This is a genomic window from Ruegeria sp. CDSB117 (assembly GCF_059611005.1).
Genome location: NZ_JBXWOS010000011.1, coordinates 105,225 through 123,864, shown reverse-complemented (window position 1 = coordinate 123,864; position 18,640 = coordinate 105,225). Strand labels below are relative to the sequence as shown.

Sequence of the window (18,640 nt, the reverse complement as noted above, 5' to 3'; positions counted from 1 at the left end):
GCGGAAGGTCCCTCCAAGCTGGTTTCTCTCACCGGCGCTGACATTCCCGCTGCGGCGACCCCAAGTACCCTCCTTAAATTACTAGCTAATCAACGCGAAATCTTGCGTGTGTTGCGTTGCGCGATGCTGTGCCCTATGTGGCACCTCATGACACAGAAATTGCATATAGTTGGCGGCGGCATGGCAGGGTCCGAGGCGGCCTGGCAAGCAGCGGAAATGGGCGTGGACGTTGTAATCCACGAAATGCGGCCCAAAGTGGGCACTTTTGCGCACCAGACCGGCAATCTGGCCGAGATGGTGTGTTCGAACTCCTTCCGCTCGGATGACGACGAACAGAATGCCGTCGGTCTGCTGCATTGGGAAATGCGCGAAGCCAACGGCATCATCATGGGCACCGCCGATACGCATCGCCTGCCCGCCGGTGGAGCGTTGGCCGTGGATCGCGATCCGTTTGCCGAAGCAGTGACCGCCAAGCTGCAGGCCCATCCACGGGTTGAGGTAACAGGTGAAGAAGTCACCGCCCTGCCCGACGACGGCCACTGGATCATTGCGACGGGTCCGCTGACGTCCTCGTCGCTGGGCGAGTCGATCAGGGCTCAGACAGGTGCTGAGGCTCTGGCGTTCTTCGACGCGATCGCGCCCATTGTCTATGCCGACAGCATCGACATGAGCCAGGCATGGATGCAGTCACGTTATGACAAGGGCGAAACTGAAGAGGAGCGGACGGCCTATCTGAACTGTCCCATGGACCGCGATCAGTATGAGGCGTTCATCGACGCCCTGTTGGCGGCGGACAAAACAGAATTCCACGAAGGTGAAACTGCCGGGTATTTTGACGGCTGCCTGCCCATCGAGGTTATGGCGGAACGCGGCCGCGAAACGCTGCGCCACGGTCCCATGAAGCCAGTCGGCCTGACCAACCCGCATCAGCCTGACGTCAAACCTCATGCCGTTGTGCAACTGCGCCGAGACAACGCGCTGGGCACTTTGTTCAACATCGTCGGTTTTCAGACCAAGATGAAATACGGCGCTCAGACCGACGTGTTTCGCATGATCCCGGGGCTGGAGAACGCCAGTTTCGCGCGCCTGGGTGGGATTCATCGCAACACGTTCATCAACTCTCCGACATTGCTGGACGCGCAGATGCGGCTGAAATCAAAACCGAATATTCGGTTTGCCGGCCAGATCACCGGCGTCGAGGGGTATGTGGAAAGCGCTGCAATGGGATTGTTGGCTGGGCGGCTGGCTGCTGCCGAGATCCTGGGGCGTTCCCTGCCCGAGATCCCGCAGGACAGTGCCATGGGCGCGTTGATACACCACATCACCGGCGGGGCCGAAGCCAAAACCTTTCAACCCATGAACGTCAACTTTGGTCTGTTTCGCCCGGTTGATGGCCTCAAAGGGGGGCGCCGGGGCCGTAAGGACCGGTACAAGGCCTACACCGACCGGGCCAAGACGGAATGGACGGACTGGCTGGCGCATTGCTGACTGGACGCATTGCACCCTACCGGCCTAACATACGGGTATGAGCGACAAATACCTCAAAGACGCCTACGGGCTTGATACGCCCGAGGCGACCCGTACGCATTATCAGAAATGGGCTTCGTCATACGACGCCGAAGTTGGAGCACATGGCTACGCCACGCCTGGTCGCGTGGCCGAGGCGCTTTGGTCTCAGATGCCCGAACCGCAGACGCCTGTTCTGGATTACGGTTGTGGCACGGGTCTGTCCGGCAAAGCCCTGCACGATACGGGATTTCAGGTAATCGATGGTGTGGATCCCACGCCAAAGATGCTTGAAGGGGCCACCGCCAAGGAGGTTTACAGAAACCTCACTACGTTTGAGATCACCGATCCGGAACCGCTGGAGCAAGATGCCTATAAGGCAATCACAGCGATTGGCGTGATCGGAACCGGCGCCGCACCGCCAGAGACATTCGACCTGTTGATGAAGGCGCTACCCAAAGGTGGCTTACTGGCCTTTTCCTTCAACGATCACACACTTGACGACCCGTCCTTCACCACCCGTTTGAACGATTGGCTGGACATGGGCGCTGCGCGGTTGTTGTTTCGGGAATACGGGCCGCATCTTCCCGGGATGGACCTTAAATCTGACGTATATGTTGTTGAGAAGACGTGACGTTTATTACCAGATTTGCCCCATCTCCTACGGGGCCGCTTCATCTTGGCCATGCCTATTCTGCACTTCTTGCCAGTGATATGGCCGCCGCTGAAGGCGGTCAATTTTTGTTGCGGATCGAAGATATCGACCGCTCCCGCTGCCGCGCAAATTGGGAAAAGCAGATTTATGACGATCTGACTTGGCTTGGATTGACCTGGCCAGAACCCGTGATGCGGCAATCGTCTCGTGTATCGACTTATGAAGACGCGCTGAAAACGTTGTGGTCCCAAGGTTTATTGTACCCGTGCACCTGCAACCGTCGGGACATTGCCGCCGCCGCCGGGGCACCGCAGGAAGGAGTTCCTCCGCATGGGCCGGATGGGATCATTTATCCGGGCACGTGCAGGCATGTTTCAGAGCGATCGGGGCCGATTCCAGAAGATTTGCCCCTTCGACTGGACATTGAAATGGCTGCACGTGTAGTTCCAGATTTGTTTAGGACTACCGCTCAACCGTATGCAAAAACGGCAGTTTTCGAAGAAACAGGCGCGGGTCCGGAAGGGGAAACGGGCCCCGTTACTTTCACTGCTGATGAGTTGCGGGACACAATCGGAGACGTGGTATTGTCCCGGCGCGATATGGGAACGTCCTACCATCTATCCGTCGTTCTGGATGATGCAGAACAAGGTGTTACCCGCGTCGTACGCGGTCAAGACCTGTTCGAGGCGACGCGTATTCATGTTCTGCTGCAGGCTTTGCTCGGCTTGCCGACACCCGTCTATCACCATCACAAACTGATCCGAGATGATGCAGGCAAACGCTTGGCCAAACGCGACGACGCGCGCGCCATCGCCAAGTATCGTGGTGATGGAGTTACCGCGGATCAGGTTCGGGCCATGGTCGGGCTGTGACCGACCCTAGTCCATCGGCCGCATTAGCTCGACTTCTTCACCATCCCGCACTGCGGTGTAGAAACAGGTGCGCCGGTTCGTATGACACGCCGCGCCGGTCTGTCGCACCAGGACCAGCAGGCAGTCGCGATCACAATCGACGCGGAAATCGATCAGTTCCTGAACATGCCCCGAGGTTTCGCCCTTGATCCAGAACGACTGACGTGAACGCGACCAATACGTCACGCGGCGCGTTTCAAGAGTTTTTTCAACCGCTTCTGCGTTCATCCACGCCATCATCAACACCTCGCCAGAAGCTTCATCCTGTGCGATCGCCGGAATCAGACCGGCGTCGTTAAACTTCAGGCTAGACAGATCGAAAGTGACGGTCTCGGACATTGTAAAAACCTTTTGCATCCCGGTGGATGGCCACTATGTATGGGGAACACGCAACGAGGGAAAGCCATGTCTGGCGAGAACGACCTTATAAAGCTGTATTCCGGGCGCATTCTGGCCCTGGCTGCGGATATTCCGCATCTGGAACGACTGGAAAACCCTGATGCGACCGTCAAGAAACGCTCGCCTTTGTGCGGGTCGACCGTGACCGTGGACGTCAAGGTTGAGGACGGTCACGTGTCCGACTTTGGTCAGGACGTTAAGGCCTGCGCCCTGGGTCAGGCCTCGGCCTCGGTCGTTGGATCCGCTGTAATTGGAACCACGCGCGCGCAAATCGAAACCGCGCGAGATCAACTGTCGGCTATGCTGAAGAAAGACGGCCCTGCTCCGGACGCACCGTTTGACGGGCTGGAAGTTCTTATGCCTGCGCGTGATTACAAGAACCGGCACGCTTCGATTCTGCTGGCGTTGGTTGCTACTGCTGAAGCTATGGAACAAGCCGAACAGGCCAACTGCGCCTGAAGATGGTAATTCAATTCAAACCCATCTAACCTCCGCCAAAGTTTTGGGGAGAATTTGGTTTGAATAGTTTGCTGGAACATTTTGTTACCCTGTGGGTCGTTATTGATCCGATTGGAACAATTCCCGTATTTATCGCCGTTACAGCCGGGCTTGGCGCTGCGGCGCGTCGCAAAACAGCCCTGTTGGCCGCGCTCATTAGTGCCGGAGTTTTGCTGTTCTTCCTTGTTTTTGGGCAATTGCTGATCGAGGCGCTGGATATCGGGTTGAACTCGTTCCAAGTGGCCGGAGGGATCATCCTGTTCCTGTTCGCCCTGACGATGATCTTTGGCGAAAGCAAACAAGAGGTCGAGCAACGCGCAGCGGAAGACGATCAGGAAGACAAGTTTCACAAGGCCAACCCCGCGATCTTTCCGTTGGCGGTGCCCTCACTGGCGTCGCCGGGTGCAATGCTGGCCGTGGTTATCCTGACCGACAACAACCGGTTCAGCGTGGCGGATCAAGGTATCACGGCAATGGTTATGTTATCCGTTGTGGCCATCGCCTTTGTTTTGATGCTGCTGGCCGAACCGATCATTCGACTGATTGGCCATTCCGGTGCCGCCATTATCAGCCGTATCATGGGGATGATCCTGGCATCGGTAGCAGTGAATTCCGTGCTGTCGGCGATGCTCGAAATCTTCAAAACCGGACAGTTGTAAAAAAAACCGCCGCTCTTTCCGGGCGGAAAGGGCGGCGGTAGGCAATGCGTGTCTCGCGTGGGATCCGTATTTCCGCACAGGGCCGAGGCATGGCCCTTTCAAGAGAATTGGGACAGGCAGGTCACTCTTGACTGAAATGGGGACGACAGCACGGTGTTTTCGGCACGAGATCGCAGGCAGAAAGGGTCAGAACGTTCCGGGAAGGTGAAGGGCAACCACCAGCATCACCACCAATGACACCGCACCTGCCGCATCCTGCAATAGCGTGGAATGCGAACGGCTTATGGCGGTCTTGATCTGGGTCAGCATGGTCTCACCTCCGGTCTTGTTTTAATCCTTTGTTGACCTTTTGTTCTCATATTTTACCGAGTCGGTAAAGAACTTTTTGAGAACATTTGTGAACTTTGCGGAACTAATTTACTAACCCACTGAAATTAAACGGATTGCCTGATCCTGTTTCATAAGCCAAAGTAGAACACGCACCGCCTGCCCACGTTCCGTGGCCAGGGTCGGGTCTTTGCTAAGCAAATTGCGTGCGTCCGTCTGTGCAACAGCCATCAATCCGGCCTGGCGTTCCAGGTCCGCAATCCGGAATTTAGGCAACCCGGATTGGGCCGTACCGATCAGGTCACCTGCGCCGCGCATCTGCAGGTCAGTCTCTGATATCCGGAACCCGTCTTCGGTCTCACGCAGAACTTCCAGCCGTTTGCGCCCACCTTCACTGAGCGGGGGTTGATACATCAACAAGCAGGTCGAGTCCGCCTCACCCCGTCCCACGCGGCCGCGCAGCTGGTGTAGTTGAGCCAACCCGAATATCTCAGCCCGTTCGATCACCATGATCGAGGCGTTCGGAACATTCACGCCAACCTCGATTACAGTCGTGGCAACAAGTACTTTTGTTCGGCCCTCTTGAAACGCGGCCATTGCGGCATCCTTGTCGGACGCGGGCATCTGGCCATGGACCAGGCCGACAATACCCTCGCCCAGTATGGCACGCAGCCGTTTGAACCGCTCTTCCGCTGCCGTCAGGTCCGAGACTTCGGATTCATCGACCAGCGGACAGACCCAATAGCACTGACGTCCTTCATCGATAGCCCGACGCAAATGCGCCACGACGTCATCCATACGCTCGGTGCTGATAATCGCCGTTTTGATCGGTTTCCGCCCCGGTGGTTTTTCATCCAGAACAGAGACGTCCATGTCCCCATATTGCGCCAAAGCCAGGCTGCGCGGAATCGGTGTCGCGGTCATCACCAGAACATCCGCGCCCTGCCCTTTTTCGGACAGCTCCATCCTTTGTCGGACCCCAAACCGGTGCTGTTCGTCCACAATGGCAAGTCGCAGGGCGTGGAACTCCACATCGCTTTGAAACACCGCGTGGGTGCCGACAAGGATGTGAATATCGCCCTGTTTTAGGGCGGCCAACTTTGCACGCCGTTCGGCGCCCTTGTCCCGTCCCGTCAGGATTTCCAGAACGACTCCGGCCTCTTCGGCAAGCGGGCGCAGGCCTTCCAAATGCTGCCTGGCCAGAATCTCGGTCGGCGCCATCATGACACCCTGTCCACCAGCCTCGACCGCGACCAGAAGTGCCATGAAGGCGACCAAGGTCTTCCCTGCGCCCACATCGCCTTGCAGCAATCGGTTCATCCGTGCGTCCGAGCCCATGTCGGCGGTTATTTCCTTGATCGCACGTGTCTGGGCCCCGGTTGGTTTGTAAGGCAGATTAGCAAGAACTTTGGCCTGCAGAGCACCAGTGCCGACGCTCACGATGCCCCGAGCCTTACGCTCGCGCTGTCGCGCCAGAGCCAGCGTCACCTGATGGGCAAACAGTTCGTCATAGGCAAGGCGTTCCCGGGCTGGCGCATGCGCGGCCACATCATCCGCCCCCTGTGGATTGTGCGCCGCGGATACAGCCGTGGCCCAATCCGCCCAGCCCTGTTTTGACACTTGCGCAGGGTCAATCCACTCAGCCAGCTTTGGTGCGCGGGTCAATGCGCTACGTGCCGCCTTGTACGCCGTCTTTTGGGTGATGCCCTGCGTCAGGTGATAAACCGGCTCGAACTCAGGAATGTCATCCGCGCTTTCCACGGGCAGCATGTGATCTGGATGGACCATCTGCGCCATGCCGTCGAACAGTTCGAGCTTGCCAGAGATCACACGACGGCTGCCTTGTGGTAGAACTTTTTTCAAATAGTCGCCACGCGCGTGGAAAAAGACCAACTGAAACTCGGTCTGCGTGTCTTCGACATGAACGCGGTAGGCCCCGCCCTTGCTTCGCGACGGTCGGTGGGTACCGACCGTGACCTCAACCGTCAATGTCGTTGGCAGATCAGCCCCCTGGATTGTATCGCGCCGCCTGCGGTCCACGACAGCGTAGGGCAAGCCGAACAGCACATCACGCGGCGACTCGATCCCCGCCTGCACCATTGTCTGCGCAGTCTTGGGGCCAACGCCCTCCAGAGTCTCGAGCCCCGCGAAAAGGGGAAACAGGATTTCAGGGCGGCCGCTCATGCGGTGCCGATCAGGTGCAGCCATTCATCTTCGTCCAGCGTCTCGATACCAAGTTCTGCTGCCTTCTTGGCCTTGGAGCCCGCACCCGGGCCTGCAACCAGCAAATCGGTCTTCTTGCTGACCGAACCAGAGACCTTGGCCCCCAGTGCCTCGGCCCGGGCCTTGGCTTCGGCGCGGGTCATCTTTTCAAGTGACCCTGTAAAGACAACCGTCTTGCCAGCCACCGGACTGCCCGATGTGTCGGGTCGTTTGGCGTCCTGCACGTCCAATTGCGCAACCAAAGCGTCGACGCTGGCGCGTTCTGCGTCTTGCGCAAATGCGGACACCAAGGCGCGCGCCATGACGTCACCTACGCCATCAATACCCAAAAGCTCGTCCCACTCAGGTCCTTCGAAATCAGCGGCAGCGGTGACGGCACGTTCAAATTCTGTCCAGGCGCCATAGTGGTTCGCGATCAAGTTCGACGCCGCCTCTCCAACATGTCGAATACCTAATGCAAAAAGAAGGCGTCCGAATGGGATTTGGCGTTTTTCATCAATTGCAGCCCAAAGGTTCCCGGCACTTTGCGCGCCCCAACCCTTGCGGTTGGCGAGCTTGTTGAGATTGGCCGCATCTCTGGTCTGCAGTGTAAAGATGTCCACCGGGGTTTTGATTGGCAAGTCCGGGTCATCGTAAAACATTTCAATCTGCTTGGCGCCCAACCCTTCGATATCGAACGCTTTCCGAGATACGAAATGTTTTAATTTTTCAACAGCCTGCGCCGGGCAAATAATCCCACCGGTGCAGCGTCTAACGGCATCGCCTTCTTCCCGAACCGCATCACTGCCGCATTCCGGACAGGTTGTGGGAAAATCATAAGGTTGCGCGCCATCTGGACGTTTCGAAATATCGACATCCGCCACTTTTGGGATCACGTCGCCCGCGCGATAAACCTGCACCCAGTCGCCGACCCTAATATCTTTCCCATCCCGGATCGTACCGCCCTTTGCGTCGCGACCAGCGACATAGTCCTCGTTATGCAGCGTGGCATTGGACACGACGACGCCACCAACAGTTACCGGGTGCAGCCGGGCAACCGGGCTGAGCGCACCCGTTCGACCCACCTGAATGTCGATGGCTTCCAGCCTTGTCCATGCAAGTTCAGCGGGAAACTTATGCGCAATGGCCCATCTTGGGGTCGTGGACCTGAACCCCAACCGTGCCTGCAGCGCCAAGTCGTTCACCTTGTAGACAACGCCGTCGATGTCATAGCCAAGAGTGGCGCGTTGGGCTTCGATGCTGCGGTAATGTCCGATCAACTGATCTGTTGTTTCGCACAATGCTGTCAGTGGGTTGGTTGAGAAACCGAATTCCGCCAACCGTTCGATGGCACCCATTTGTGTATCGGCCAAAGGGGCCGACAACTCACCCCAGGCATAAGCGAAAAACCGCAGCGGACGGGATCGTGTTATTTTCGCGTCAAGCTGCCTCAACGACCCTGCGGCAGCGTTTCGTGGATTTGAAAACACCTTTTCGCCCAGCTCTGTCTGTCGCGCGTTCAGCTTGTCGAAGTCTTCATGCGACATGTAAACTTCACCGCGCACCTCCAGAACATCCGGAGCGTTTTTGACGCTGTGCGGAATGTCTGAGATCGTCCGCGCGTTCGCAGTCACGTTTTCACCAATCTCGCCATCGCCTCGGGTCGCCGCCTGCACGAGTTTCCCCTGCTCATACCTTAGCGATAGGGACAGACCGTCAATCTTGGGTTCGGCAGTAAAAGCCAGCTCGGCCGAGTCGCCCAATCCCAGATATTTGCGGATTGACCTGTCAAAATCCGAAACGTCCTCATCGTTGAACGCATTGCCCAGGGACATCATCCTGACGGCATGTACAAGTTTTGAAAATCCCTCTGCTGGTTTTGCGCCCACTTGATCTGTGGGGCTGTCGGACCGTTTCAGCTTAGGAAAGCGTGCCTCGATGTCAGCGTTTCGCCGCTTTAGCGCATCGTAGTCCGCATCCGAGATCTCAGGGGCGTCCTCGGCGTGATACAGCGTGTTGGCCCGCGCAATCAATTCCGCGAGCCGCGCCAGCTCGGCACGTGCCTGATCTTCCGTCAGTTCTGTTACCGCAATTGAGTCGCTCATAGCCTCGCCCTGTCACATAGTCTTTGAACCCAGTGATAGGGCGAGGCCATGGCTAGGTCCAGATGTGCTGTTCCATGAGTGAGGGTGTCGCCCTGGACCAACGGCAACCAGAATTCATTTGAAGTCAGGCACCGACGGCGATCCGACGTTCGTCTAGACTGTTGCTTTGGGGATCGCGCAGCACGTAACCCCTGCCCCAGACGGTTTCGATATAGTTCTCGCCACCGGTTGCATTGCTGAGCTTTTTCCGCAATTTACAGATGAAAACGTCAATAATTTTCAGTTCGGGTTCATCCATTCCGCCATAGAGATGGTTCAGGAACATTTCTTTGGTCAGCGTGGTGCCCTTCCGCAGGCTCAGCAATTCCAGCATCTGGTATTCCTTGCCGGTCAGATGAACGGCTTTGCCTTCGACCTCAACCGTTTTAGCATCCAGATTCACCGCGACACGGCCGGTATGAATGACAGATTGCGAGTGCCCTTTGGACCGACGAATGATTGCGTGAATGCGAGCCACCAGTTCCTCGCGGTGGAACGGTTTGGTCATATAGTCGTCGGCGCCAAAGCCGAAACCTTTGATCTTGCTTTCGGTATCATCAGCACCAGACAAAATCAGGATGGGGGTTTCGACACGCGCGATGCGCAGCTGTCTCAGCACTTCGTGCCCGTTCATGTCTGGCAGATTCAGATCCAGAAGGATCAGGTCATAGTCGTACAACTTGGCAAGATCGATGCCTTCCTCGCCCAGGTCCGTCGCATAAACGTTTAGATTGGCATGCGTCAGCATCAATTCGATGCTTTTCGATGTGGTCGGATCATCCTCGACAAGAAGTATACGCATTTACTGCTCCAATTTAGTCAACTTACCAATTTCATAATGAGCCTGATCAAAAATGGTTAATCTGACGTTACCGTTGAATCATTTATTCACATTCACCTTAAAGTTGTCGATATTTTTTTAAGGCCGTGACTTTCAAAGCGTCTGTTCCGTGCTCAGCGACTGCAGAAACCCAGGAATTGAACTCTTCATCGCTAAGCCCATACCGCTTTTTGGCGTCTGACAACGAAATCAGCCCGTAAAGAACGCCGCGCACCACAACCACCTTGCGCGATGCGACCCATCTGGTCGTCTCTGCAGGTGGTAGATCGCTGCGCGATAAAACCGTTCCATCCGGCAGGGTTACGGACCTTGGCCCTTCGACTTTGTGCAAATACATCTCTTGACCCTTTTTCAGCTGCGACAAAGCTGCCAACAGCCTACTTAATGCCGGGTGAAACCGCCCCTTGAGAGTGTGTAGAATTTTCCTATATTCTGCCGGTCTTTCTTAACCCGCACTGGAATCGTCATGGCCCTCGATACCGAGACACCGCTGAACTCGCTTGGCTTTGCCAAACCCCCGTCGGAAACACGGGTGGTTGTTGCCATGTCCGGTGGCGTGGACAGTTCGGTTGTCGCTGCATATTTGGCTGATGAGGGTTATGACGTGGTTGGCGTGACGCTGCAGCTGTATGATCACGGCGCGGCCTTGGCCAAGAAAGGCGCATGCTGCGCCGGGATTGATATCCATGACGCGCGGCGTGTGGCCGAGGAACGCGGCTTTCCGCATTACGTTCTGGATTACGAGAACATCTTCAAAGATGCCGTGATCGACGAATTCGCCGACAGCTATCTGGCCGGGGCGACTCCGGTCCCGTGTATCCGGTGCAATGAGCGGGTGAAGTTCAAGGACCTCCTGGAAACCGCCAAGGACCTTGAAGCCGACTGCATGGCGACTGGCCATTATATCCAGCGCAAGATGGGCGCGAACGGGCCAGAGCTGCACAGCGCCGAGGACGCGAACCGGGATCAATCCTATTTCCTGTTTTCCACCACGCCCGAGCAGTTGGATTTTCTGCGATTTCCTCTGGGCCACTTGCCCTCGAAGGACGCAACCCGAGAGATGGCCGCGCAATATGGTCTATCGGTGGCGGACAAGCCCGACAGTCAGGACATCTGCTTTGTGCCCGATGGCAACTATGCCAGCGTGATCGAAAAGCTGCGCCCCGGTGCGGCGGAACCAGGTGAGATCGTACATTCCGACGGTCGGGTGCTGGCGCAGCATAATGGCGTCATCCACTACACCATCGGTCAGCGCCGCGGTCTGGGTATCGGGGGGCTGAGCGAGCCTTTGTATGTGGTGAAGCTGGACGTAGACAAAAAGCAGGTTGTGGTTGGCCCGAAAGAGCTGCTGGCGACCCGGACCGTTCCGGTGCGCGAGATCAACTGGCTGGGGGATGAACCTTTTACGTCGCGCGACGAATGGCATTTGTCGGTCAAGGTGCGGTCGACCCGCCCGCCGCGTGAGGCGATTGTCCGACCTCTTTCTGAAACGACTGCCGAAGTCGAATTGCTGACACCTGAGGAAGGCATTTCGCCCGGTCAGGCCTGCGTGTTCTATTCCAATGAAAGCAGCCGCATATACGGCGGCGGCTGGATCTGGCGCGGCTACTGAGGAACCCCGATCACAAGACGTCGGTCGGGCTGTTCACCAGAATATACAGTCCGACTGCCACCATGATGTAAGGTGCAATCCTGTCAAGGCGGGCAAAACGCGGACCTAAAACCTGAGCGCGTGGTGCGCCCCAACTTGCAATCCCGATTAACGTCGCCAGTGCGCACCCGGCCCCGATCAAGGCCGTCAACCGAAACGCTGGCGTCGAATCCGCGAACAGCGGAGTCATAGCCGCAAGCGTATCAATCGATAGCGTCAAAAACAGCGCGACGACCGAGGTGATGGCCCCAGTATCGGGCAGTTGACGCCCGCCCGCCCCTTTCCGTTGTTGCCAAATGCCATAAAGGCCCAGAGACAACGGGATAATCCCAAGATAACCGACCCAATTCAGAAACCGGCTGTGATCCAGCCCGCTGGCAATCACAAGCGACAGGCTCATAATTATCATTTGCGCCGCGGCAAAGCCAAAGACGGCTCGGCGTGTCTCCATGACCATGATCAGGCCAAACAGGATGACCAGATTGTCCAGGTTAGTTGATATGGTCACGATCGCAGCGGAAAATGCGAACAGGATGTGTTCAATCATGGCGATTGGGCAGCCTGTTCAAAACCGCTCGGGCGGCCCGCAGACCCGGTGCCTCACCACCGCGCCCCAGACGGTCCATGGTCACATCCATCGCGCTGCGCTGCGCATCCGGACTGGTGGCAACGTCCGACAATGCCGTGGCAATCTTATTCGGTTCGCAATCATCCAGCAGGCATTCGGGAACCGCGCGTGTTTCAGACACCAGATTGACAAGGGTCGCCGTGTCCAGATTAACCATGCGCTTTGCGATCAGAGTAGTCAGCCAGTTCAGATTGTAGGCTATGACCATTGGCGTAGCCTGTGCCGCCAGTTCCAATGAAACTGTCCCAGACGCCGCCAACGCAAGGTCGGCCGCAGCAAAAGCGGCCCTTTTCTGCGCCTGCGCCTGGTCCGAGGGCAAGTCTCGGGGGTCAACCACGACGGGCGACCCTGGCCAGTCCTGAACATGTTCGGTGACCGCATCAACCATATGGGCCACAGCTGGCACGACAACGCGCGTGTCAGGGCGCTGTTTCACAAACTCGATTAACGCCTGACCAAAGACCGGAGCCAGTCGATCCACCTCACCCCGCCGCGAACCGGGCAAGGCCAGAACAATGGGCGCTTGGCCTAGACCGTAGGCCTCGCGAAAAGCCTGAATGTCTTGTTCGGTCGCCGCTGGTTCGCTGACCACCGGGTGCCCGACAAAGTCACATTCCATCCCCGCGCGCTGCATATAAGGCGGCTCGAACGGCAACAGCGCCAGCACATGATCGATGACCTTGGCCATCTTGTCCGCACGCCCGGGACGCCAGGCCCAGACGCTGGGGGCGACATAGTGAACCGTGCGAATAGTACCTTGCGCTTTGACCAGCTTGGCAACCCGCAATGAGAAATCGGGACTGTCGATGGTGATCAGAACATCTGGATTGTTATCCAGAACAGCCTGCGCTGTCTCAGAAATCCGACGTTTGAGGTGAAAAAACTTGGGGAGAACCTCAACCAGTCCCATAACCGACAATTCGGACATGGGAAAAAGGCTGTCCAACCCTTGTGCTTGCATCAGCGGGCCGCCAACACCCTGAAATTCAACTCCGGGTACCAGCGTGCGCAGGCCTTCCATCAAAGCCCCGCCAAGCCGGTCCCCCGAAGGTTCACCGGCGACGACGAAAACCCGCATCAGTTCGTCCGCTCGCGGACATACAAAAACAGGCCCAGTCGGTCACATTCCGCAATCACGCGGTCTTTCTCAAGCACAAGGACGCCGCCCTTTTCGATCACAATTCCCGACAGCCCCGCCGCAACCGCGCCAGACACGGTATCGGGCCCGATCGCAGGCAGATCTGCGCGAACGTCCTGATCTGGTTTCGGGGCTTTGAACAGAATGCCGCCGCCCGCATCCGGGCGCTGAGTCAGAGACTGCAACATCCATGCAGTGCCCAAAATACCCTCGATGGCCAGCGCCTGCCGTTCTGAAACCACGCAGGCCTGCCCCACATCCGCAGCACCCATCGCCCGCACGATGCCCGCGGCGCGGTCGGCATCAGCCAGATCAGCCTCGGACGGTTGCGCCTGCGTCAGACACCCGAGTTTTGGAAGAAGGTTCGGCGCGATTTCGTGGGCTGCCTTAACCTCCAGACCTGCATCCTCAAAAATGCCGATGACCGCGCGCAGCGCCGCATCATCGCCGGACATGATGGCTTGTTGCAGGATTGGGACCAAAGGCATTGTTGCAGCATCGATCCTTGCAGGATCAATGGGCGGGCGGCCTACGGCACCTGCCATGCAGATCTGGGTCACACCCCGCGCCTTGATGTCGGCGATAAAGGTTCCAACCTTCTCCAATGGAAACTCGACATCCGGGGATAAAGTATCCGGGCGGAAGCCTTCCATCGCGCAGACCACCGGGCGGTCGGACAGTTGCGCGACAACTTCACCCGGCAAAACGCCTGTTCCCGCAATCAGCGCCAGCATTGTTTATTTCCCCGGTGTAAGGAAAGACCGATCCGAATGTCCGGTCACGAAATCGACGATCCGCTGAACGTATTCACTTTCGTTATCCGTGCCGACCCGGTGCGCGCGCTCCATGAACGTACCATCGCCAGTCGACAATTCGCGGAAGGCCGCCCGCAAAGCGGCAATATCCTCACGTGAGACACCGCGCCGTTTGAGGCCGACGAGATTTAGACCATCAAGTTCGCCACGCGGCGCCTGAACCAGGCCATATGGGATCACGTCATTCGGAACCATGGTCAACGCGCCGATGATCGCGCCGCGCCCAACGCGGACCCACTGGTGCAATCCAGAGATACCACCGACAATCACGTCATCCTCAATGATGCAATGACCCGCAGCGCCGGCATGGTTCACCATGATCACCCGATTGCCGATCTGGACATCGTGGGCCACATGCACGCCCGCCATCAGCAGACAATCATCCCCAATCCGCGTGACACCGCCGCCACCATCGGTCCCGGTATTCACCGTGACATGTTCGCGAATCCGGTTGCGTTTACCGATCTCAAGGCTCGTGTTTTCACCGCCGAACTTCAGATCCTGCGGGATCTCTCCGATGACCGAAAAGTTGAAGATCACGGTCTCTTCACCAACCGAAGTATCGCCGGTCACGACAACATGAGACTTCAGCTCAACCCGATTGGCCAACTTGACTTGGTGACCCACATAGCAAAACGGACCTACGACGCAGCCTTCACCAATCTGCGCGCCGTCTTCAATGATTGCGCTTGGGTGGATGCCGCTCATGTGGTTTTTTCCATATCCCAGTCGACATAGGCCGAAAACTCGGCCTCGGCCGCGACCTCACCTTCGACTGTGGCACGACCAGCGAATTTGAAGATCTTGCCGCCTTTTTTGCCGCGAACCGTTTCGACGTGCATTTCAAGCACGTCGCCCGGGATCACTTTGCGACGGAATTTGCATTTGTCGATGTTCATAAAATAGATCAACAGCTCACTGTCGATCACATCCATGCCCACGCCCAGCATGACGCCTGCGGTTTGTGCCATCGCCTCGACAATGGTTACGCCCGGCATGATCGGGGTTCCCGGAAAATGCCCTTGGAAATGGGGCTCGTTCATGGTGACGTTTTTGATGCCAACCGCCGATTGAAAGCCCGAGATATCGACGACCTTGTCGACCAGCAGAAACGGATAGCGGTGGGGCAATATCCGCTGGATCAGCTGAATGTCTGCGCTTTTGGTTTCCGTGGTCATAGTGCAGTCGTCCCGTTGTGGATTTCTCTTTGACGCGTGGTTAGCAACACCGCGCCTCAAGGGCAAGCAAACCTATTCTTTGCTTTCGTCTTCAAGTTGGCTGCCATCGCCAATCTGTTCATTGATCCGCGCAATCGCCGTGTCCGTCACATCGGTTCGGTCCGAGCTGAGAAAGACATTGGAACGTTCGATAACGACCGACGCCCCGGATTCGCGCAACAGCTCGATCAGGATCGGTTGCACCAGAACCAGAAAGGTCTGCCTGGCTTCCTCGCTTCGGCGTGCAAGGGCGTCCAGTTTGGCGCGCTGGCCTTCACGGTGCGACTGAACCTTGTTGTCAAACGCCTCGGCCAGCGGGCGAAATTGTTCGGTTGGCAGTTCTGCGCGCTTTTCGGTCAGGTCTTTTTCTTCCTTACTCAGCTCAGCGACAATTCGTTCATTCTCGTCTGCCAGCAATGCGCCTTCGGTTTCGATCTCGCGCATGACGCGTCGACCGAATTGCGACTCGGAAAACATCCGGTCGCTGGACAGGGTCAGAACATTCGCCTGAGGAACGCCCAATTGCTGCGCCTGAGCGGTCGACACGCAGGCCAGCGCCAGAAAAACGCACAGGGCCCGAATTGGGCCCTGTGCAGTTAATTTTATCAAGTTCAGCATCTGGCGATCAGAACCGCGCCTGAACGGTCAGGTCAAAGTTCTGTTCCTTGTCGAAGTCCTCTTTCTTCAAAGCTTTCGAGAAGTTGAACCGCAGGGGGCCAAAAGGCGTTTCCCACAGAACCGACACACCGATCACGTGCCGGACGGACCCGTCCGCGCCCACGATGTCGGCACCAGCAGTGTTCACGTTGTTGATGTTGTAGACGTTACCAACATCGTAGAACACACCGCCGCGCAGACCCAGTTCTTCGGGCAGGCCAAGCGGGAAGTCTGATTCAAAGCGGGCAACCCAGTAATAGTTACCACCGATCGCATCGTCCTGACCATTCGACAAGTCACGCGGACCCAGACCCGCAGGTTCAAAGCCACGGAACGTGTTCGGACCAATCAAGAAGCGGTCGATCACGCGGCTGAAGTCGTCGCCCTGCCAATGCAGTGCACCTACTTCCATCGATGCCCGCAGAACAACTTCCTCGTTCAGGACACGTGTCTGCGCGATGCCGCGCGCTGTTGTTTTGTAGAACTCGTTGTCGCCGCCAAGACCGGCCGCATCAACGCCTACCTCAAACAAAACGCCCGCATTCGGGTTCAAACCACCGCGACGGCTATCATAGAGGTAGGATACGCCCAGCGTGCTGGATGTCCGCTTACCCTGCTCGATTTCCGAAGCGATAACGGCACCGTTCACTTCATCATCCTGCTGCGTCATCTCGCTACGGTTCCATCCATAGCGGAGACGGAGCGAAGACAATTCGCTGATTGCGTAGCTCAGCTGCGGCTCGAAGAAGACGCGCTTGGTATCGTAGCTTGCAAAGCTTGAATTCGTCGATGCCAAGCCAAGACCGAGATCGAACTGCAACCGGCGACCCAACAAATATGGTTCAGTGAAGTTAATGATGTATTGCTCGGAATCCTGCGCCGTCGAAAGGGTCAACCCAAGGTTTTGACCGCGACCCAGGAAGTTGGATTCGTTCAGGCCAATTGCAATCCCGAAACCGTCTGAAATCGAGTAGCTACCACCAAGGCTCAACGAGCCGGTGGGCTGTTCTTCGACGTCCACGTCCACAATCACCTGACTGGGCGTGGACCCTTCGCGCGGCTCAACATCTGCCACGGCAAAGAATCCGAGGGCACGGATACGTTCGGCACTCTGGCGGATTTCGCGCGGGTTGAACGGATCACCTTCGACCGTATCGAACTGGCGGCGGATCACGCGGTCAAGTGTCGTTGTGTTGCCTTCGATGTCGATACGTTCAACAAAGATCCGCGGACCTCTGGTCAGAACAAACTGAACGTCCAGCGTCAGATCACGTGGATTGCGCGTGACCCGCGGTTCGACCCGCAGGAAATCTACACCCTGTTTCAAACCCAACCGTTCCTGGCGGGCGATCGAGCTTTCGATCAGCGACGGGGAATAGGTCACACCTGGACGGATTTTTAACGCTGCTTGATATGCGGCAGGGTCCACCCCGGGAATTTCACTGACGGTCGAAATCTTACCGAACGAAAATTTTTGCCCTTCGGTGATGTTCATCACCAGAAAGAAGGCGTCACGTTCGCGGGTAAATTCGACGTTTGCGCTGTTCACACGGAAATCGACGTATCCGCGCGACAGATAAAAGTCGCGGATGACCTGTTTATCAAATTCGATTCGGTCAGCGATAAACGTGTCGCCGCGCAGGAACGTGCGCAGAATGTTGGCTTGCTTAGTCTCAAGAACTCGGCGCAAGCGGCGATCCGAATATGCCCGGTTGCCGACAAAGCTAACACGCTCGACCTCGATCGTTGTGCCCTCGGCAATTTCAAAGACAAGATCGACGCGGTTGTCGCTGCGGCGTATGATACGCGGGATGACGGTTGCGGAAACGCGGCCCTGCGCGGAATAGATTTCGGCGATCTGATCTGCATCGGCTTCAGCAAGCTGAGGCGTGAAAACCCGACGAGGCTGAGAATTGATCGCCTCAAGCAGTACGTCGTCCTTTACGCGGCGGTTGCCCTCGATGCTGATCTGGTTGATCGTCGGATATTCTTCGACCTCGATCACCAGAGTGCTTCCACGCGGCGTCAGTTCAACTGTCTCAAAAACACCACTGTCAAGCAAACGCTGAAACGCATCGTTCAACTGTCCGGCGGTCACTGTCTGACCTGGCTGAATTCCAGTCCGGGCAATGATTGTCGAACTTTCGATCCGCCTGTTACCCTCAACATCGAACGAATTGATCGTGTAGTTTTGCGCGCGCGCAACCTCCGGCAGGAAGGTAAAGCTTGCTACAAAAACAAAAGAAAAAATACGTAGCGTCTGCCACAAAATATTGTTTGCTGGCTTCTGCCCCCCGCAGGATGTGCCTGCGCCTCGCCTATCAGTCATTTTTTTCTACCCGAATTTTAGGACTTTATTGTTGAGTAGCGAGATTAAGTTTCCTTGTCAAAA

Annotated in this window: 19 protein-coding genes; 6 read left to right on the top strand and 13 right to left on the bottom strand. The window is 56.9% G+C overall.

Going from position 1 to position 18,640, the window contains the following annotated elements; all coding sequences use genetic code 11:
- The first annotated feature begins 147 nt into the window (after positions 1-147).
- Genes trmFO through gluQRS form a run of 3 tightly spaced genes read left to right on the top strand, consistent with a single transcriptional unit; the run spans position 148 to position 3,033 of the window.
- Complete coding sequence (trmFO, locus tag AC2FJC_RS14045; RefSeq protein ID WP_496739965.1) at positions 148-1,488, top strand: methylenetetrahydrofolate--tRNA-(uracil(54)-C(5))-methyltransferase (FADH(2)-oxidizing) TrmFO; 1,341 nt, start codon at positions 148-150, stop codon at positions 1,486-1,488.
- Positions 1,489-1,525: 37 nt separating this feature from the next.
- Complete coding sequence (locus tag AC2FJC_RS14040; protein WP_496739964.1) at positions 1,526-2,140, top strand: class I SAM-dependent DNA methyltransferase; 615 nt, start codon at positions 1,526-1,528, stop codon at positions 2,138-2,140.
- A complete protein-coding gene (gene gluQRS / locus AC2FJC_RS14035; RefSeq protein ID WP_496739963.1) occupies positions 2,137-3,033 on the top strand; it encodes a tRNA glutamyl-Q(34) synthetase GluQRS in 897 nt (298 codons plus the stop codon). Before AC2FJC_RS14040 ends, gluQRS begins: the two co-directional genes overlap by 4 nt.
- 6 nt (positions 3,034-3,039) lie before the next feature.
- On the opposite strand, the gene hisI is transcribed toward gluQRS, so the two are convergent.
- Positions 3,040-3,429 carry a phosphoribosyl-AMP cyclohydrolase gene (gene hisI, locus AC2FJC_RS14030; RefSeq protein WP_058277906.1) on the bottom strand — a complete coding sequence of 130 codons (390 nt, stop codon included), beginning with the start codon at positions 3,427-3,429 and terminating at the stop codon, positions 3,040-3,042.
- 48 nt (positions 3,430-3,477) lie between these two features.
- On the opposite strand from hisI, the gene AC2FJC_RS14025 reads away from it, so the two are divergent.
- Positions 3,478-3,930 (top strand): iron-sulfur cluster assembly scaffold protein, encoded by a 453-nt coding sequence (locus tag AC2FJC_RS14025; protein ID WP_058271903.1) that lies wholly within the window; start codon positions 3,478-3,480, stop codon positions 3,928-3,930.
- 59 nt (positions 3,931-3,989) lie between these two features.
- A complete protein-coding gene (locus AC2FJC_RS14020; protein ID WP_496739962.1) occupies positions 3,990-4,628 on the top strand; it encodes a MarC family protein in 639 nt (212 codons plus the stop codon).
- A 186-nt stretch (positions 4,629-4,814) separates the two neighbouring features.
- On the opposite strand, the gene AC2FJC_RS14015 is transcribed toward AC2FJC_RS14020, so the two are convergent.
- The 5 genes from AC2FJC_RS14015 to sciP all read right to left on the bottom strand — a co-directional run bounded on the left by AC2FJC_RS14015 (position 4,815) and on the right by sciP (position 10,479).
- Positions 4,815-4,937 (bottom strand): hypothetical protein, encoded by a 123-nt coding sequence (locus AC2FJC_RS14015; RefSeq protein WP_496720389.1) that lies wholly within the window; start codon positions 4,935-4,937, stop codon positions 4,815-4,817.
- A 111-nt stretch (positions 4,938-5,048) separates the two neighbouring features.
- On the bottom strand, positions 5,049-7,139 hold the full coding sequence (recG, locus tag AC2FJC_RS14010) for an ATP-dependent DNA helicase RecG (protein WP_496740006.1): 2,091 nt from the start codon (positions 7,137-7,139) through the stop codon (positions 5,049-5,051).
- On the bottom strand, positions 7,136-9,262 hold the full coding sequence (ligA, locus tag AC2FJC_RS14005) for an NAD-dependent DNA ligase LigA (protein ID WP_496739961.1): 2,127 nt from the start codon (positions 9,260-9,262) through the stop codon (positions 7,136-7,138). The genes recG and ligA overlap by 4 nt, the downstream gene beginning before the upstream one ends.
- 124 nt (positions 9,263-9,386) lie before the next feature.
- Positions 9,387-10,103: a response regulator transcription factor CtrA gene (ctrA, locus tag AC2FJC_RS14000; protein ID WP_496733195.1), complete on the bottom strand. Its 717-nt coding sequence runs from the start codon at positions 10,101-10,103 to the stop codon at positions 9,387-9,389.
- A 97-nt stretch (positions 10,104-10,200) separates the two neighbouring features.
- The gene (gene sciP, locus AC2FJC_RS13995; RefSeq protein ID WP_496722773.1) at positions 10,201-10,479 is read right to left on the bottom strand and encodes a CtrA inhibitor SciP; all 279 of its coding nucleotides are present in this window, start codon (positions 10,477-10,479) and stop codon (positions 10,201-10,203) included.
- A gap of 129 nt (positions 10,480-10,608) precedes the next feature.
- On the opposite strand from sciP, the gene mnmA reads away from it, so the two are divergent.
- On the top strand, positions 10,609-11,754 hold the full coding sequence (mnmA, locus tag AC2FJC_RS13990) for a tRNA 2-thiouridine(34) synthase MnmA (RefSeq protein ID WP_496739960.1): 1,146 nt from the start codon (positions 10,609-10,611) through the stop codon (positions 11,752-11,754).
- Positions 11,755-11,764: 10 nt separating this feature from the next.
- Here the strand turns inward: mnmA and AC2FJC_RS13985 are convergent, their stop codons facing one another.
- The 7 genes from AC2FJC_RS13985 to bamA form a co-directional block, all read right to left on the bottom strand.
- Positions 11,765-12,340, bottom strand: coding sequence for a hypothetical protein (locus tag AC2FJC_RS13985; RefSeq protein ID WP_496739959.1), 576 nt, complete (start codon positions 12,338-12,340; stop codon positions 11,765-11,767).
- Positions 12,333-13,499 (bottom strand): lipid-A-disaccharide synthase, encoded by a 1,167-nt coding sequence (gene lpxB / locus AC2FJC_RS13980; protein WP_496739958.1) that lies wholly within the window; start codon positions 13,497-13,499, stop codon positions 12,333-12,335. Before lpxB ends, AC2FJC_RS13985 begins: the two co-directional genes overlap by 8 nt.
- Complete coding sequence (locus AC2FJC_RS13975) at positions 13,499-14,293, bottom strand: LpxI family protein (protein ID WP_496739957.1); 795 nt, start codon at positions 14,291-14,293, stop codon at positions 13,499-13,501. Before AC2FJC_RS13975 ends, lpxB begins: the two co-directional genes overlap by 1 nt.
- A gap of 3 nt (positions 14,294-14,296) precedes the next feature.
- Entirely contained in the window at positions 14,297-15,082 is a 786-nt protein-coding gene (lpxA, locus tag AC2FJC_RS13970; protein WP_496739956.1) for an acyl-ACP--UDP-N-acetylglucosamine O-acyltransferase, read from the bottom strand.
- Positions 15,079-15,552 (bottom strand): 3-hydroxyacyl-ACP dehydratase FabZ, encoded by a 474-nt coding sequence (fabZ, locus tag AC2FJC_RS13965; RefSeq protein WP_472723733.1) that lies wholly within the window; start codon positions 15,550-15,552, stop codon positions 15,079-15,081. Before fabZ ends, lpxA begins: the two co-directional genes overlap by 4 nt.
- A gap of 72 nt (positions 15,553-15,624) precedes the next feature.
- Positions 15,625-16,209 carry an OmpH/Skp family outer membrane protein gene (locus AC2FJC_RS13960; RefSeq protein ID WP_496739955.1) on the bottom strand — a complete coding sequence of 195 codons (585 nt, stop codon included), beginning with the start codon at positions 16,207-16,209 and terminating at the stop codon, positions 15,625-15,627.
- Between the two features lie 7 nt (positions 16,210-16,216).
- The gene (gene bamA, locus AC2FJC_RS13955; protein ID WP_496739954.1) at positions 16,217-18,577 is read right to left on the bottom strand and encodes an outer membrane protein assembly factor BamA; all 2,361 of its coding nucleotides are present in this window, start codon (positions 18,575-18,577) and stop codon (positions 16,217-16,219) included.
- Positions 18,578-18,640: the final 63 nt, after the last annotated feature.

Excerpts from the sequence above, each read along its gene's own strand:
- hisI (WP_058277906.1), bottom strand. The coding sequence starts at position 3,429 with ATGCAAAAGGTTTTTACAATGTCCGAGACCGTCACTTTCGATCTGTCT.
- AC2FJC_RS13975 (WP_496739957.1), bottom strand. The coding sequence starts at position 14,293 with ATGCTGGCGCTGATTGCGGGAACAGGCGTTTTGCCGGGTGAAGTTGTC.
- lpxB (WP_496739958.1), bottom strand. The coding sequence starts at position 13,499 with ATGCGGGTTTTCGTCGTCGCCGGTGAACCTTCGGGGGACCGGCTTGGC.
- ligA (WP_496739961.1), bottom strand. The coding sequence starts at position 9,262 with ATGAGCGACTCAATTGCGGTAACAGAACTGACGGAAGATCAGGCACGT.
- ctrA (WP_496733195.1), bottom strand. The coding sequence starts at position 10,103 with ATGCGTATACTTCTTGTCGAGGATGATCCGACCACATCGAAAAGCATC.
- sciP (WP_496722773.1), bottom strand. The coding sequence starts at position 10,479 with ATGTATTTGCACAAAGTCGAAGGGCCAAGGTCCGTAACCCTGCCGGAT.
- AC2FJC_RS13960 (WP_496739955.1), bottom strand. The coding sequence starts at position 16,209 with ATGCTGAACTTGATAAAATTAACTGCACAGGGCCCAATTCGGGCCCTG.
- lpxA (WP_496739956.1), bottom strand. The coding sequence starts at position 15,082 with ATGAGCGGCATCCACCCAAGCGCAATCATTGAAGACGGCGCGCAGATT.
- AC2FJC_RS13985 (WP_496739959.1), bottom strand. The coding sequence starts at position 12,340 with ATGATTGAACACATCCTGTTCGCATTTTCCGCTGCGATCGTGACCATA.
- bamA (WP_496739954.1), bottom strand. The coding sequence starts at position 18,577 with ATGACTGATAGGCGAGGCGCAGGCACATCCTGCGGGGGGCAGAAGCCA.
- fabZ (WP_472723733.1), bottom strand. The coding sequence starts at position 15,552 with ATGACCACGGAAACCAAAAGCGCAGACATTCAGCTGATCCAGCGGATA.
- AC2FJC_RS14040 (WP_496739964.1), top strand. The coding sequence starts at position 1,526 with ATGAGCGACAAATACCTCAAAGACGCCTACGGGCTTGATACGCCCGAG.
- trmFO (WP_496739965.1), top strand. The coding sequence starts at position 148 with ATGACACAGAAATTGCATATAGTTGGCGGCGGCATGGCAGGGTCCGAG.
- mnmA (WP_496739960.1), top strand. The coding sequence starts at position 10,609 with ATGGCCCTCGATACCGAGACACCGCTGAACTCGCTTGGCTTTGCCAAA.
- AC2FJC_RS14015 (WP_496720389.1), bottom strand. The coding sequence starts at position 4,937 with ATGCTGACCCAGATCAAGACCGCCATAAGCCGTTCGCATTCCACGCTA.
- AC2FJC_RS14025 (WP_058271903.1), top strand. The coding sequence starts at position 3,478 with ATGTCTGGCGAGAACGACCTTATAAAGCTGTATTCCGGGCGCATTCTG.
- recG (WP_496740006.1), bottom strand. The coding sequence starts at position 7,139 with ATGAGCGGCCGCCCTGAAATCCTGTTTCCCCTTTTCGCGGGGCTCGAG.